Here is a 15,371-nt window from a genome sequence, read left to right as displayed (position 1 = left end):
CCTTTCTAATATATGTATTCAGAACATTCATTATATCATAGGAAAAGGTCAGACCCCGTACCCGCTCGGATCTGACCTTACTTGCTACTCCATTTGTTTGGCTAAAAAACTAGCGGCTGTCTGTACAGCTTTACTCACACCGTCTTCCAATGGAGAACCTTCTTTGTTGAAGGCGACGACGCAGCCGATGGGGTCCCCTTGCGCAATGATAGGATAAATAAGATATGAGATCACATCTTCTTCCTGACCCCTCGTCAATTCAACCGGCTCTGGATGCTTTTCAAAAGACATGGTTCTAGAATCCATGACCTCTTCGATCTTAGATCCGATCGATCGGTTCATATAATCCTTTTTCGCACTTCCCGCCACCGCTATATACTCATCACGATCACATATCAACACAGGAGCTTCTAAAGACTCACTGAGCGCTTCTGCGTATTCTTTAGCAAAATCACCCAACTCGCTGATAGGTGAATACTTCTTAAGTATGACTTCACCTTCACGGTCTACAAAAATCTCTAAAGGATCACCTTCACGGATCCTCAGCGTGCGGCGGATCTCTTTCGGGATAACAACACGTCCTAAATCATCAATACGACGTACAATACCAGTTGCTTTCATTCTTTATGCTGCCTCCTTTTCTGTGATGACTGCCAATCTATACCTGTTGAAGCGCAAGCAGAACAAGCGGGTGATTAAAGATAGTATGATTCAGCAATAAAAACCTATACACCCTTTGGATGGATTTTTTCATAAAAAATGTAAACTTGAAATGTGGAGGTGCCTTGGGAAGCTTCGACAAGCATATGCGAAGCATCTTTTGTGAGGTGCTTTTTCCTCACAAAGATGATTTGCATATGACCTCGAGAAGCTAGGCACCGGAACTGGACATCAACGGATGTGAAGGCGACTGATTTGACACGACAAGCATAAGACAAGACATGTAGTGGAGCGGTCTTTTGGTACCAGGTACGGGAAGGTAAAAAGCTGTACCTGGTACCGCGCAACAAAAATGTGGTACCAGGTACGAAATTCTTTCTTCTTTACACCTGGTACCGAGCGTCATGAATTTGGTACCGCATATAAATATGTAAGTGAACTGTATAGAAAGGAATTAGAAAAACCTCATCCCTCTACAGGGATGAGGCAGGATTAAGCGGTTGAAACTTCTCTCATCATCTCAGGCAGCTTGCTAATAAACTCTTCGACAAGCTCATATCGTTTGAATTCTGTCTTGCGATCCCAGGTAAAGGTTACTTTCAATTGGGAATCCTCCGTACCTAGTTGAACCATACGACCGTACTGGTTGGCAAATTCGAACAGTTTGGTTCCATCGATTTTCTGACTTTGCTCGGCTTCCATCAGCATTTCGATCTTCTTTTTCTTCTCGGTCACGTTCTCAATCCTTGAACGTTTCGCTTGCAAACGAATAGAAGAAACACGGAACAAATTATCAACCTCTTTAGGATAATCCCCGAACCGGTCAATCAATTCATCTCGCAAGTCATGGATATCTTCAACCGTTTCAATTGCCTGGAATACTTTGTACATGTCAATCTTCTGCTTTTCATCAGCGATGTATTCATCTGGAATATAAGCATCCAGCATCATATCAAGTTCCGGCTGGAATGGCTGAATACTCTCCGGTTCTTTGCCTTGTCTCTTCGCTTCTATGGCATCTTTCAGCATTTGTGAATACATATCGAATCCTACAGAGTCGATATACCCGTGTTGTTGAGCTCCTAAAAGGTTCCCGGCACCACGGATGGACAAATCACGCATGGCGATTTTGAATCCAGATCCGAGCTCCGTGAATTCTTTAATGGCCTGCAATCGTTTCTCGGCTACTTCTGTCAACACTTTGTCCTTTTGATAGGTAAAGTAAGCATAGGCTACCCGATTCGACCTTCCGACACGACCACGCAGTTGATACAACTGACTTAATCCCATACGATCTGCATCATAGACGATGAGTGTATTCACATTTGGAATATCGACACCTGTCTCAATAATTGTCGTACTGACAAGCACATCAAATTCACCTTCAAGGAAAGAGAACATAACATTTTCAAGCTCGGTCTCATTCATCTGTCCATGGGCAAACGTGACTCTCGCCTCAGGGACGAGTTCAGCAATTTGCTGGGCCATCCGTTCAATGTTTTCCACTCGATTGAACAGGAAAAACACCTGTCCGCCCCGGGCCATTTCCCTTTCCACCGCTTCCCGAAGGAAAATCGGATTGTATTCAAGCACGTAGGTCTGAATAGGAAAACGGTTGGCTGGCGGTGTTTCAATGACAGACAAGTCTCTGACCCCAAGCATGGACATGTGTAAGGTTCTCGGAATCGGTGTCGCTGTCAACGTCAGCACATCCACATTGTTTTTCAATTGCTTGATCTTTTCTTTATGTTTTACTCCGAAACGTTGTTCTTCATCGACGATCAATAATCCTAAGTCTTTGAACTGCATATCTTTCGATAAGATGCGGTGAGTTCCAACGACTACGTCTACAAGGCCCTTCCTCAGGCGGTCCGTTGTTTCTTTCTGCTGCTTTTTCGTACGGAAACGACTCATAAGACCAATGTTAATCCCAAAGCCTTGGAAGCGCTCTTGAAGAGTCTCATAGTGCTGCTGAGCAAGAATGGTGGTAGGTACTAGCAAAGCCACCTGTTTCCCGTCGACTATCGCTTTAAAGGCGGCACGAATCGCGACCTCTGTCTTTCCATAACCAACATCACCGCACAACAGGCGGTCCATCGGGCGCACGCGTTCCATGTCGGATTTGATTTCTTCGATACAACGGATCTGGTCTTCCGTTTCCTCATAAGGGAAAGCCGCTTCAAAATCTTTTTGCATTTCTCCATCTTCACTGAAGGCATACCCTTTGGAAGCTTCCCGCTCGGCATAGAGCTGAATCAAATCATCGGCAATGTCTTCAACTGAAGATTGAACACGGCTCTTCACCTTTTTCCACTCACTGCCTCCGAGCTTATAAACTTTCGGCTCTTTCCCTTCCGAGCCCACATACTTCTGAATCAGATCGATTTGATCGATGGGTACATATAACTTATCGTTTCCAGAGTAATTGACCATAAGAAAATCCTTATGGTTCCCACCCATTTTCAGCGTTTCAATTCCTAGGTATTTCCCAATCCCGTGGCTTGAGTGGACTACATAATCGCCCACCTTTAGTTCCTGATAGTTTTTGATCCGCTCGGCGTTCGACATTTTTTGTTTACGTTTCGGTTTAGCTGTCCTTTTCTTGAACAGTTCGTTTTCCGTCATGACTGCAAGCTTATGCATCGGCCACTCGAACCCATGACTGATGTTTCCTGTGATAATGGTTGGTTTCACTAACGGAAGCTGAACGTCCCCTTCCGCAATAACCGCTTCCATATCATAGTCACGAAGAACACCTTCGATTTTGGATTTTCTACTTTCATCTGGAGCCAGAATCACCACAGAGTAATCCTGCTTTTCCCAGCGATCCATCTCATTTTTCAATAAGTTCATCTGGCCATGGAATTGCTGCATCTGGCGACTTGAGATATTCACGATATTCTGTGGTTGTGTGTTAGGGATGTGCCTCATAAATACAGATAAATAAAGGCGCGGATGCTCAATTTTCATCCAGGCTTCCTGCCAGTCAAAAGAAAGATGGAGCTCTCTTACAGTCTGGTTAGCCTCCAGCATACTGTTGTGCCATTCCGCTTCTTCCTGGTCCAGACGATTGGCCGTTTCCTGGATCCGGCTCATTTCATCCAGAATGACAATCCCCTTCTCCGGCAGGTAGTCTAGTAGACTGACAGGTTCTTCGTAGAAATACCCAATGTACTTATAAATTTCCTGAAAATGCTCTTTAGCTTTCAAAAGATCCAAATCGTGCTCAATGACTTGGGCGAGCGTCTCTTTGGCATCTTGTCTGGTCAGTTTCTTCAAGGAATGGCTCAGAGCGTTCTCCAGACGATCATGGGCTCTGGCAAAATCTTCGTCCTTCAGTAACAATTCCGTAGCCGGCCCGATTTGAACCTCGTCGCGTTTGTCATGTGAGCGTTGCGTTTCGGAATCGAACGTTCGTATTGAATCGACTTCCGTATCGAACAATTCAATGCGGTACGGAAACTCAGCGGTCAAAGGATACACATCCATGATCCCTCCGCGAAGAGAAAACTCCCCGGGGGTGGCTACCATCTCTGTGCGGTCATATCCCATGTTCACCAATCGTTCTAAGTATTCGTCGAGGTTGATTTCTTCCCCAACACGAAAAGGGAGCTGACTTTGCTCCCAGTAAGATTTCGGTGGCATCATTCGTTTAAGTGCAGCCACAGGCGCAATCAGAATCCCTTTTTCCTGAGACAGCCAACGACTTAATGCGTCGATCCGCTGACTCCTCAATTCAGGGCTCGCTACGGCTATTTCTGATGCGATCAATTCATTGACCGGATAAAGGTGAACCTGATCTTCTTCGGTCAATTCTTGCATATCCTCATACAATTGTTGAGCTTGAATCAGCTGATGAGTCACGATGATGACCGGCCGTTCCAAGGACTCTTGAAGCATGGAAACCATGACACTTCTTGAAGCCCCGGATAACCCTGCCACCATCTGTTCTTTCATCCCCGATTGAAAGCCTTCGACAACAGAATGAATCTCATCCTGCGGAAGTAAATAATCCTTAATACCTTGCATAACGAATTCCTCCACCACCCAGATTCCCGATACATTCAGAAATCAAGATTTACTGTATAAAAAAGTCGAGCTCATGGTAATGTGGATTGTCGTCTAATGATTCTTTGCACGAGTCACAAATGGTTCTGATGTCCATGTCGCCACTCGCTGTCATATGAACCATTTGCTCTTGGTCCTGATCATTTAAGATATCAAAACCCAACTGGGACACATCCACATGTTTCGCATCTAATTCTCCGACCTGGTTCTCACAATGACGGCAAAAATAACGTATTTTCATTTCCATCCTCCTTGAAGGGTTGATGGTAGATAGTTTTACCGTCATCGGGGACTGTTATACGAACACAGTGCTCCCGTCACTTCACATTAAAATCATTCATCACTACGTTGAATGGCTGCTCGATCCAAGCTTCACAAGCTCTTACCGCATCTTCAATGCTTTCTTCGACTGGTCCTTGTTCTTCTTTAGAGAAGCCACCTAATACATGATCGATGACCGTTTTTGATCCCTCCGGACGGCCCACGCCGACACGCAACCGCTTGAATTCTTTTGTACCTAGTTGATCTATAATATTACGAATGCCGTTATGTCCGCCATGGCCACCCTTTTTCCGCAATCGAATCTTCCCTGGTGGTAAGTCCAAATCATCATACACGACCAATACATCTTCGAGATCGATATCATAGAAATCCATCAAAGGACGAAGGGCTTCCCCTGATAAATTCATGTACGTTTGGGGTTTCAAAAGAATGATTTTCTCCCCATTGAAACGCTCCATTGTGAATAGACCGTTGAATTTTTTCTGACTCAAGGACCACTGATTTCGTGACGCCAATGCATCTATAATCATAAACCCGATATTGTGACGGGTATCTTCATACTTTTTCCCTGGATTACCAAGTCCTACAATACACTTCATACATAACTTCCTTTTCTGTCTTTGTACTATTGATTCATTATATCAAAAGGAAACGCGGAAAGATGTCTAAATCCGTTTCCTCCATGCAAAAACTTGCTCCTAATCTGTCGTCCGTTTATAAAATCCCCTTAACCTGGATTCTTAAACCACTGGGCAGCGACAAAAAATGGGGACACCAATAACATAAGCCCATCAATAGTTATAAACCTTCTTTAAGACCATTGATTGACTTATGCCCACAGGAATATTAAAGAGTGTACGATTAAAAAGGGCGCGCCTGATTGGCCACGCCCTTTGTGTGTTCTGCATTACTTTTCTTTTTCTTCGGAATCTTCCTCTGCATCCTCTGATTTCTCATTGATGACTTCAGGTTCAGCATCAGAATCTGTGTCCGGCTCATCTTCCGGCATCTCTTCCGGAGGAGTAACGGATACGATCGTCGTATTTTCATCTTCGGTAATCTCATAGTTACGGGACTCTTTTAAGTCACCAACCATGATGCTGTCACCGATATTCAATTCTGATATGTCAACGACGATTTCCTCAGGAATATCGCGTGGCTTCGCGCGGACAGCCAAATCGTAAAGGGGTTGTTGAACAACGCCGCCTTCTTTACTTCCTGCCGCTTCCCCTTGTAGGTGTACAGGAACTTCGACATCCATTTCCTCAGACATATTTACAATATAGAAATCTGCGTGGATCAATTCATCTTTCAATGGATCGACTTGATATTCATGCAACATGACATCGACTGTGTCTTTTCCATCAATATCAAGGGAGATAATCGCGTTCTTACCTTCATCACGAACGGTTTTAAGTAGTTCTATGCTGTTAACAGCAACCGTGATCGGTTCTTTATCCTTCCCGTATACGACACTAGGAATATTTCCTTCCTGTCGAATTTCACGGGTGACAGATTGCTTGAGATTTTGTCTTTGATTTGCTTTTAATGTAATAGCCAAATTAATCAACCTCCAGTAATTTACCAATCATTAATTCAGTTTCCCGTTAAAAACAAGAGTTAAACCTACTTATTCAAAATTAGTCAAATAAAATACTAATGGATTGACGTTCATGAACACGGACAATGGCTTCACTGATCAAGCCAGCTACAGAAAGCTCTGTAATTTTCTCGCTTGATTTCTCTTCGCCAAGTGGAATCGTGTTTGTAACCACAAGCTCTTTAATTTTTGAATTGTCAATTCGCTCGATGGCAGGTCCTGATAGTACAGGGTGAGTACAACAAGCAAACACTTCTTTTGCTCCATTCTCGACAAGAGCGTTTGCTGCCAGTGTAATGGTTCCCGCTGTATCAATGATGTCATCGATAAGGATGGCCGTCTTCCCTTCAATGTTACCAACGATGTTCATAACTTCAGCAACGTTTGGACGCGGACGACGCTTATCAATGATAGCGATAGGGGCTTTTAGACGGTCTGCCATTTTACGTGCCCGTGTTACACCTCCATGGTCAGGTGAAACGATGACAACATCCTCAAATTTCTTCTCTTCAAAGTAATCAGAAAGAATCGGAACACCGACAAGGTGATCGATAGGCAAGTTGAAGAATCCTTGGATTTGCGGTGCATGCAGATCAAGCATCAAGACGCGGGATGCTCCTGCCGTTTCAAGCAAGTCAGCAATCAATTTCGCAGTAATTGGCTCACGAGCACGCGCTTTTCTGTCTTGTCTTGCATAGCCGTAATAAGGCATGACAATATTGATTGATTTTGCTGAAGCACGCTTTAATGCATCGATCATAATTAGGAGTTCCATGATGTGTTGGTTAACAGGCTCACATGTAGATTGGACTACATATACATCACACCCACGGATACTTTCTTCAATGTTAATTTGAATCTCTCCGTCACTAAAGCTCGTGACTGTACATTTACCTAGCTCGACTCCAATGTTATCAGCAATCTCTTTCGCCAACTCAGGATTTGAGTTCAGTGAGAATACTTTCAGTTTTGAATCCTTATATCCAGTTGCCATGGATGGAACCCTCCGTTAATCTTTTTTGATCGATTTCATTTTAGTTGCATAGCCTTCCTTGTTCGTCTGACGGGAACGGGCAATCGACAAAGCCTCGGACGGGACATCCTTGTTAATTGTAGATCCCGCAGCGACATAAGCTCCTTTTCCGACAGTGACAGGAGCAATCAAGTTGGAATTGCACCCGATGAACGCATCGTCTTCAATGGTCGTTAAATGCTTGTTTTCTCCATCGTAGTTCACTGTGATGGTTCCACAACCGATGTTCACACCATTTCCAACTTCAGCATCCCCAATATAACTTAGGTGAGAAGCTTTGCTGCCATCACCGAAAGAGGCCTTCTTCACTTCCACAAAGTTTCCGACTTTCACATCGTCACCTAGAGAGGATTGCGGACGGATGTGAGCAAATGGCCCAATCTGGACACGGGACCCAATTTTACTATCAGCAGCGACACTTTGTTTAATGGTCGTCTCACTACCCACATGACAATTTGTAATCGTCGAATGTGGACCGATAAGAGCATCATCTTCAACGGTCGTTGTACCTTCCAAAACGCTTCCAGGATAGATGACAACATCTCTTCCTATGGTCACATCCGGACCAATATACGTTTGTTCAGGATCAACAAGCGTAACCCCATTTCTCATATGTTGCTCGTTAATGCGTTGTTTCATTAGCTTTTCTGCTTTTGACAAGGCAACACGGTCATTAACACCAAGAGATTCTGAGAACTCCGGTGTTTGATATGCACTGATCGTTTCGCCTTGATCTTTCAGAATTTCAATGACATCCGGCAAGTAATATTCACCTTGTACATTATCATTAGAAACGTTTTTAAGAGCATCAAACAACATCGCATTATCAAAACAATACGTACCTGTATTGATTTCTTGGATCGCTTGCTCTTCATCAGATGCATCTTTTTGCTCAACAATTCGTTCAACCTGGCCATTTCCGCCACGGATGACACGTCCGTACCCATGAGGGTCTTCTGCATGTGCCGTTAGAACCGTTGCCTTCGCTCCTTCAGCATCATGATGATCGAGAAGCTTTTGAAGCGTCTCTCCTGTCAACAATGGCGTATCGCCACAAACGACCACGGTCGTACCTTCTCTATCAGCCAAAATATCATCGGCTTGTAAAACAGCGTGACCTGTTCCCAACTGTTCCTCCTGGACGACATAATGACTATCCTTACCAAGCTGTTCCTGCACTTTTTCAGCACCAAAACCTACAACGGTAATCAATTCTTGCAAATCTAATGTATTCAACTGGTCGACCACGTGCTGAACCATCGGTTTTCCACATACTGGGTGCAAAACCTTATAAAGTTTTGACTTCATACGTGTACCTTGGCCAGCGGCTAGAACGACAGCATATCGATTAGTCATGAACGTACCTCCATCCTAAATATCCACTTTGAATCATATCTCAATACAACGCGTATTTCAACATTTAGGGGAGGAACGCAGGCGGAATTCCTACCAAGATCTACGACCAAAAAAAGAGTCTAACCTGGTTCGGTTAGACTCTTGTTGTGCGTAAGTATTAAGAAGCGCCGGCTTCTTCGAATTCCACCTCAGCTTCTTCCTCATCACCAGCACGGTGATAAGCTTCAAGTACAGCGTCCTGGATCTTTCCACGAGTACCTGAATTAATCGGGTGTGCAATGTCACGAAACTCTCCATCCGGAGTTCGTTTGCTCGGCATAGCCACGAACAACCCATTGTTGCCATCAATCACCCGTATGTCATGGACAACAAACTCCTGGTCCAAGGTAATAGAAGCAATTGCTCGCATTCTTCCATCGGTATTCACGCGTCGCAGTCTTACGTCAGTTACTTCCATTAGTTTCACCACCTTTTATACAAAAGAACTTATGTAAGACAAATTCCACAAAACGGGAAAAAATCCTTCTAATTTTTCTAAAAAATTTTTATCATTCTGTTTATTCAGCGGTGAAACCATGAAGAAAGCCCTCATACAAAAGGATGAGGGCTCTTTTTTTAATCATATTTTTTTATATTATCTAATAAGTTTCCTGGCCGTACTTCAATGGAGGACTTACGTTCATCTGCATTCATGATCTGCACAACCGATAAATAATCATCCACGACACGATCTTCTTCCTCATCTTCCGCTTCTGCAAGAACACCGATTCCTGCTAATTCGGCATCAAATTCCAATAATAAGTTCCGCATCCCATTAATCGTTCCACCAGCTTTCATGAAATCATCAATGATGCAAACCCTTGACCCTTGAGGAAGAGATCTCTTCGTTAGAACCATCGTTTGAATCTTCCTTGTCGAACCGGACACGTAATTGATACTTACCGTTGATCCTTCAGAAATTTTCGGATCCCTTCTGGCAATGACTACAGGAACGTTCAAGTAGGAAGCGACTGCATAGGCAAGAGGAATCCCTTTCGTTGCAACCGTCATGACCACATCGATGTCTTTATAACGAAAAGCTGAAGCGAACAGCTTGCCTATGCTGCGCGTTGTTTCAGGATCCCCCAGCAAGTCGCTCATAAATAAATAGCCTCCTGGAAGGAGACGCTCGGGGTCCTCCAGCTTCTCACATAATGCTTCAACGAAACGGTGGCTTTCTTCTTTTGAGAAAGCAGGGATATATTTCACTCCCCCTGCAGCTCCAGAAATCGTTTCTAAATAGCCGATCCCTTCATGTTGAAACATTTTATTGACGATACCTAAATCTTCACTGATGGACGATTTCGCAGCATCGTACTTCTCCGAGAAAAAAGGAAGGGAAATAAGCTCTCGAGGTCGATCGAGAATATAATGAGTCATGGCGACAAGTCGTTCGCTTCTTTTCATACAAAGACACCTCTAAATCCGAATGTTTTCATTAAATATAACAAATTTGTACGTTATTTATCAAGTGATTCCTTGTAGCCGAGCATACGAACCATATAAACTTCCGTACAAAATCCCTTTAGGCTGTTATAGATCCTCTGAGCTCTTGCATCCTGTTCAACGAGGGAAAAGACGGTCGGTCCACTGCCACTCATGAGGACGGCATCGGCCCCAGCCTGTTTCATCTGCTCTTTAATTTGACCGACTTCCTCATGCATCTGGAGCGTCACACCTTCCAGCGTATTGCCAACGTTTTTACAAATGTCCGAGTAGGATCCCTCTTTCAGAGCTTCTACCATAGCACCTGTATCCGGATGCTGAGCAGCATTCAAATCAAGATTTTTATAAACCGACTGTGTCGATACTCCAAGGGTAGGTTTGGAAAGGACTACCCAACACGGAGGAGGGGCAGGCAGGTGTTGAATTTTTTCACCTCGGCCGGTGGCAAGCGCCGTTCCTCCATACACACAGAAAGACACATCCGAACCGATTTCCGACCCGAGTTCAGCCAATTCATCCATACTCAGCCCTAATCCCCACATCCGGTTTACCCCGCGGAGGACAGCTGCTGCATCACTACTCCCTCCTGCAAGGCCAGCAGCTACAGGAATATTCTTTTCGATAAAAATCTTTACACCCTGGGTGACTTTGAAACGATCTTTCAACAATTTAGCTGCTCTGTAGGCTAAATTCCGCTCATCATTAGGGACAAAACGGCTTTCCGATTCCACTTTGATTTCATCTTCAGAGAGGAGAGTCAATTCAATGCGATCAGCAAGATCGACTGTTGTCATGACCATTTCTACTTCATGAAACCCGTCCGCACGTTTATGTAAAACATCAAGAGACAAATTAATTTTCGCAGGAGCTTTTTCAAGTATTTGCATGCAAGCACCTCATCTTCTATATGATTCTGAAAGCATTGTACCACATTTGATGGCTGGATGACGGGGCATGAGAAAGGAAAAAGCCCCCGGAGCATCAAGCGCCAGGGGTAAAAACTTACTGTTGGTTGTTCACCATTTGTTCTTCTGCCATTTGAATTGCTCGTTTTACCATATTGCCGGCATCCCGCCCAGAAATGCCGCCCCATCCGTCTTTCTCTACCTTGTCGTAAAACCCAAGTTCTTTCGCGATCTCTTCTTTCAACGAATCGGACATCATGCTGCGCTTACGTCCCATCGTCTTCAGCTCCTTTCGCTTTCACTCAGCTACGACAAGGTTAGTATGTGCGTAACATGCATCGGACAAGCAAGGGAGTTGTATGTAAGGTTGGTAATGATTCCTTCTTTATCTTTGTGAATGATATTCCATTTTGCAGACAAAATAAAAAAGCAGCAAACGGTGGGTTCACTGCTCAAGTGCCATAGTCTGTAGATCATCGAAATTTAATTCGACTGTCTCTGTAAGTACATCTGCATAGCTGTAAGATACACGTTCAAAAGCATTTTCTTCTTGATCAAGTTCTACAATGAAAACAGCAGGATATGTTTCTGCCAATACACCGGATCGCTCAATAGTTTTACGGCGTCCGCCGTTTGCTTTCAATGTTAGACGTTTACCAATTTGCCCTTCAAGGGATTGCTTAATTTCTACTAACGTTTTAGCCACTGCACTCCACCTCACTGTAAATTAGTGTATCACGATTCTGGGACAAAGTCAAATAAAATTATTAATTATACCAACTGCGCATTCACAATGCAACAGAATGATATAAATAATCGGTCCTGGTTAGCTTATCCATTTCAAGGAAAACTATGTAACCTTTTTTTATTTTGTTCTTATCCACGTACATACACCCTTTTTTACTAAAGCTCCCTATTCTTGAAGACCCAGTTTCGAGATGTTTGTGTGGTTCTAGGGGCTCCGGGAAAAGGTTCGCTTTCCATGGGCGGGCGGTGAGCCTCCTCAGGCTACGCCTTCCGGAGTCTCACCTGTCCCACACGTCCCATAGGAGTCTCACCGTTTCCCTCCGCCCCTTTACTATATATAAGTGTCTCGAAACTACTTCTGGAATAAGCAGCTTTCCAGCTTGATGGAAATGTGAGCGTTATACCTCCCTCCCTTGTGAATTTGGATTCTGAAAGCTTGGTAGAGAAGGTTTTATGTCTTCTGAAGCGGTTTATATGATCCACTATCGTTATTGATAAAAGCTGATCTTTTAGAAGTGGTTTCGAGAGACTAATTAGGCAAAGGGGCGGAGGGGAATGGGGAGACTCCTGCGGGAAAAAAGTGCTTGGTGAGACCCCACAGGACGCAGTCCGAGGAGGCTCACCGCGCTCCCGCGGAAAGCGAGTCATTCCCCGCAGCCCCCATCCACTCAACAAAATTCTCGAAATCAAGTCTTCCACAATCCTGCCATTTAGTTGAAGATGGATATAAACAAAGCCGTCATGGGGAAATGACGGCTTTGTTTTATGGTTCTTTTATTTCTTCTGTTTGATTTTCCGTGTAAGGCATGCCGATGCGGAGCAATCCTTTTGTTTCAATTCCACCAAGGCCGTCTTCCCCGCTCACGGTATTGCGGATGACTTCCCATATGTTGATGTGGTCCATAAACGAAGTGTACGCCACCCGTGCTGCGACGTAGACAGGGTCGATGGCGTGGATGTTCACTCGTGCCGGGGAACTTGCGAAGTTCGCACCTGCCCTGATGATGGATTCAAAATGGGATTGGCAGGCACCGGCAAAAACGACCATTTGATCGAAGTTTGGATATACTCTTCTTATATTCCTGACCGCTTCTACAAAGTACTTGGAATGACGATAAGACTCTAACTCCCTCACTGTTCCTTTCGCTTTGGAGTAAGAGTCGTGTCCCGTTAAAACGACAATTTCCGGATGCACTTTTTCTATTAGAGACAGGACTTGGTTCGGCATTTCTTTTTCATGAAGGTATTGTCCATGAACTTGCAGACCAAGTTGTTCATATAAAGCAATGCACTTCTTCAAAAACAATGGATCTCCATCTATATGAAGAATACGGGGCGGAATTTGAAAGTAATTGGTTTCTTTACTATTTGCATACCCGCTTCCCGCTTCTGCTTCCCTTTTTTCTTTGAGCAGCCTGTAGTCCTGTCGAAACAAACGGTAGGAGTAGGCTTCTTTCTCATCGACTTCACTTTTTCTACGGTGATACTCAGCTCCGGTTACTTTTTCAAGATCATCGAGAGGGGCGTCGGCCTCGAGTCGTACGTGCTCGCCCATCAATTTTAAGAGCGGTCCCTTCTCAGTCTTCACTCGAAAAATGATGTCGTGCTGATAGGATTTCCGTGTTACAAGGTCTCCACTTGATATCATCACTTCCCCACCTCACTCTATACACTACTGTAGTGTATGTGTGAACATGGGCATTGTGTCTATTTGATACTACTTATATAAAACGTTGGCTAAGTCGGCGAATTCCTGCATTGATAAAGATTCTCCTCTTCTTGAAGGATCAATGTTGACCTTTTCCAAAAGGCTTCTAAGCTCTTCTTTATCCATTTTCCCTTTAAAATGACGGGCTAAATTGTTCATTAACGTTTTTCTTCGCTGACCAAACGTCGCTTTTACGACGTCGAAGAAGAATGCTTCATCCTCAACCTCAACAGGTGGTTTCTCCCTCATTTCTAGATGTAAAACGGAAGAATCGACATTCGGCTGGGGCATGAACACGGTCTTAGGTACATTCAAAACGACACTTGCATCTGTATAGTACTGGACGGCAATGGAAAGAGAACCATAACTTTTCGTGTTCGGTTCAGCAGCCATACGATCGGCTACTTCTTTCTGGATCATGACTGTTATACTGTCGATGGGCAACCGATCCATCAGGAGTTTCATCAAAATAGGGGTCGTAATATAATAAGGAAGGTTAGCTACTACACGAACCGGTTGACCAGGCTTAAAATGGTCAGCGATCACACGGGCGACATCTGCTTTGAGAATATCCTGGTTGATGACTTCGACGTTGTTGTAGGCCTCAAGGGTTTCCTCCAAAATCGGAAGAAGACGCTGGTCGATTTCAAAGGCAACCACCCGGTCCGCATGCTGAGCCAATTGTTCAGTCAATGCCCCGATCCCCGGTCCGATCTCTATCGCACTTGCTGAGTGGTCGATTCCTGCCTCTGCTATAATATTTTTCAAAATGTTAACATCAATTAAGAAATTCTGCCCCAAACTTTTCTTGAATGAAAACCCGTAAGTTTGCAGAATTTCCTTTGTTCTAGTCGGTGTAGCTACTGCTTTACTGTTCATCTCTTTCCTCCTGTATAATCTGATCCATCACTTCTTTTAGTTGGTGGGACGAAATGTGGAACATATTCAATCGTTTCAACAACTGTTTTCCGTTCGTCTTCCCTATTCTAAGGGCAATTCCCAATTTTTCACGGCGCTTGGAAGCTTTCGGTCCACCGATGAGTCCAAAGTTGACGAGATCAGCTTTTTCGATTTCACCTTCTTGGATATCCACGAGTTCATAAACTGCAGATAATGCTTCCTGGATGTCGGCAACCGAAGCATGCTCAATTCCAATCCCCTTGTCATGTTTGGCACGAGCCCGATGTTTTGGTAAAAAGGCATGTTTACACCCTGGTACATGTTCACTCACGATATGCCTGATCCGTTCACCTGGGTAGTCAGGATCTGTAAAAATAATGACCCCTCTTTTATCCTGGGCATGTTTAATTTGCTCAAGAACGATCTCATCAATAGCCGATCCATTCGTTTCAATGGTATCTGCATCTACGGCTGATTTAATTCGTGCGGTATCATCTTTCCCTTCCACGACAATCACTTCTTTAATTTTCACGTACTTTCCTCCTGTTGCATTCCCTTCATCATCTTTCCATAGCATACCATGAGTCTATACACGGAAAAAAGCAGAGGAACAATTCCTCTGCTGTC

15 protein-coding genes are annotated in these 15,371 nt (G+C 44.1%); all 15 read right to left on the bottom strand.

Annotated features, from left to right (window positions below):
• Positions 1-84 precede the first annotated feature (84 nt).
• Positions 85-621 (bottom strand): stage V sporulation protein T, encoded by a 537-nt coding sequence (gene spoVT / locus ACXACN_RS15345; protein ID WP_089654593.1) that lies wholly within the window; start codon positions 619-621, stop codon positions 85-87.
• A gap of 531 nt (positions 622-1,152) precedes the next feature.
• Entirely contained in the window at positions 1,153-4,689 is a 3,537-nt protein-coding gene (mfd, locus tag ACXACN_RS15340; protein WP_474965647.1) for a transcription-repair coupling factor, read from the bottom strand.
• Positions 4,690-4,738: 49 nt separating this feature from the next.
• Entirely contained in the window at positions 4,739-4,969 is a 231-nt protein-coding gene (locus tag ACXACN_RS15335) for an anti-sigma-F factor Fin family protein (protein ID WP_115824771.1), read from the bottom strand.
• A gap of 76 nt (positions 4,970-5,045) precedes the next feature.
• Entirely contained in the window at positions 5,046-5,609 is a 564-nt protein-coding gene (gene pth / locus ACXACN_RS15330) for an aminoacyl-tRNA hydrolase (protein ID WP_474965645.1), read from the bottom strand.
• Positions 5,610-5,917: 308 nt separating this feature from the next.
• On the bottom strand, positions 5,918-6,571 hold the full coding sequence (locus ACXACN_RS15325) for a 50S ribosomal protein L25/general stress protein Ctc (RefSeq protein WP_474965643.1): 654 nt from the start codon (positions 6,569-6,571) through the stop codon (positions 5,918-5,920).
• A 79-nt stretch (positions 6,572-6,650) separates the two neighbouring features.
• Positions 6,651-7,604 carry a ribose-phosphate diphosphokinase gene (locus ACXACN_RS15320; protein WP_474965641.1) on the bottom strand — a complete coding sequence of 318 codons (954 nt, stop codon included), beginning with the start codon at positions 7,602-7,604 and terminating at the stop codon, positions 6,651-6,653.
• A gap of 15 nt (positions 7,605-7,619) precedes the next feature.
• Complete coding sequence (gene glmU / locus ACXACN_RS15315; RefSeq protein WP_474965640.1) at positions 7,620-8,999, bottom strand: bifunctional UDP-N-acetylglucosamine diphosphorylase/glucosamine-1-phosphate N-acetyltransferase GlmU; 1,380 nt, start codon at positions 8,997-8,999, stop codon at positions 7,620-7,622.
• A 157-nt stretch (positions 9,000-9,156) separates the two neighbouring features.
• Positions 9,157-9,456, bottom strand: a complete 300-nt coding sequence (gene spoVG, locus ACXACN_RS15310) for a septation regulator SpoVG (protein ID WP_075038302.1) — start codon at positions 9,454-9,456, stop codon at positions 9,157-9,159.
• A 158-nt stretch (positions 9,457-9,614) separates the two neighbouring features.
• Complete coding sequence (gene purR / locus ACXACN_RS15305; protein ID WP_474965638.1) at positions 9,615-10,445, bottom strand: pur operon repressor; 831 nt, start codon at positions 10,443-10,445, stop codon at positions 9,615-9,617.
• Positions 10,446-10,498: 53 nt separating this feature from the next.
• Positions 10,499-11,371 carry a 4-(cytidine 5'-diphospho)-2-C-methyl-D-erythritol kinase gene (gene ispE / locus ACXACN_RS15300; RefSeq protein ID WP_474965637.1) on the bottom strand — a complete coding sequence of 291 codons (873 nt, stop codon included), beginning with the start codon at positions 11,369-11,371 and terminating at the stop codon, positions 10,499-10,501.
• A 115-nt stretch (positions 11,372-11,486) separates the two neighbouring features.
• A complete protein-coding gene (locus tag ACXACN_RS15295; RefSeq protein ID WP_089654602.1) occupies positions 11,487-11,666 on the bottom strand; it encodes a small, acid-soluble spore protein, alpha/beta type in 180 nt (59 codons plus the stop codon).
• A 168-nt stretch (positions 11,667-11,834) separates the two neighbouring features.
• Positions 11,835-12,095 carry a biofilm formation stimulator Veg gene (gene veg / locus ACXACN_RS15290; protein WP_035511778.1) on the bottom strand — a complete coding sequence of 87 codons (261 nt, stop codon included), beginning with the start codon at positions 12,093-12,095 and terminating at the stop codon, positions 11,835-11,837.
• An 804-nt stretch (positions 12,096-12,899) separates the two neighbouring features.
• A complete protein-coding gene (gene yabG, locus ACXACN_RS15285; protein ID WP_474965635.1) occupies positions 12,900-13,784 on the bottom strand; it encodes a sporulation peptidase YabG in 885 nt (294 codons plus the stop codon).
• Between the two features lie 69 nt (positions 13,785-13,853).
• Positions 13,854-14,723, bottom strand: coding sequence for a 16S rRNA (adenine(1518)-N(6)/adenine(1519)-N(6))-dimethyltransferase RsmA (gene rsmA, locus ACXACN_RS15280; protein WP_474965633.1), 870 nt, complete (start codon positions 14,721-14,723; stop codon positions 13,854-13,856).
• A complete protein-coding gene (gene rnmV / locus ACXACN_RS15275; protein WP_474965631.1) occupies positions 14,713-15,276 on the bottom strand; it encodes a ribonuclease M5 in 564 nt (187 codons plus the stop codon). The genes rsmA and rnmV overlap by 11 nt, the downstream gene beginning before the upstream one ends.
• Positions 15,277-15,371 lie beyond the last annotated feature (95 nt).

The sequence above is a fragment of the Halobacillus sp. AWM4_238 genome, from assembly GCF_056158265.1.
Note: the sequence above shows the minus strand (reverse complement) of the source record. Positions and strands in the feature narration are given on the sequence as shown.

Excerpts from the sequence above, each read along its gene's own strand:
- ispE (WP_474965637.1), bottom strand. The coding sequence starts at position 11,371 with ATGCAAATACTTGAAAAAGCTCCTGCGAAAATTAATTTGTCTCTTGAT.
- glmU (WP_474965640.1), bottom strand. The coding sequence starts at position 8,999 with ATGACTAATCGATATGCTGTCGTTCTAGCCGCTGGCCAAGGTACACGT.
- rsmA (WP_474965633.1), bottom strand. The coding sequence starts at position 14,723 with ATGAACAGTAAAGCAGTAGCTACACCGACTAGAACAAAGGAAATTCTG.
- ACXACN_RS15295 (WP_089654602.1), bottom strand. The coding sequence starts at position 11,666 with ATGGGACGTAAGCGCAGCATGATGTCCGATTCGTTGAAAGAAGAGATC.
- spoVG (WP_075038302.1), bottom strand. The coding sequence starts at position 9,456 with ATGGAAGTAACTGACGTAAGACTGCGACGCGTGAATACCGATGGAAGA.
- ACXACN_RS15320 (WP_474965641.1), bottom strand. The coding sequence starts at position 7,604 with ATGGCAACTGGATATAAGGATTCAAAACTGAAAGTATTCTCACTGAAC.
- pth (WP_474965645.1), bottom strand. The coding sequence starts at position 5,609 with ATGAAGTGTATTGTAGGACTTGGTAATCCAGGGAAAAAGTATGAAGAT.
- mfd (WP_474965647.1), bottom strand. The coding sequence starts at position 4,689 with ATGCAAGGTATTAAGGATTATTTACTTCCGCAGGATGAGATTCATTCT.
- purR (WP_474965638.1), bottom strand. The coding sequence starts at position 10,445 with ATGAAAAGAAGCGAACGACTTGTCGCCATGACTCATTATATTCTCGAT.
- spoVT (WP_089654593.1), bottom strand. The coding sequence starts at position 621 with ATGAAAGCAACTGGTATTGTACGTCGTATTGATGATTTAGGACGTGTT.
- ACXACN_RS15335 (WP_115824771.1), bottom strand. The coding sequence starts at position 4,969 with ATGAAAATACGTTATTTTTGCCGTCATTGTGAGAACCAGGTCGGAGAA.
- yabG (WP_474965635.1), bottom strand. The coding sequence starts at position 13,784 with ATGATATCAAGTGGAGACCTTGTAACACGGAAATCCTATCAGCACGAC.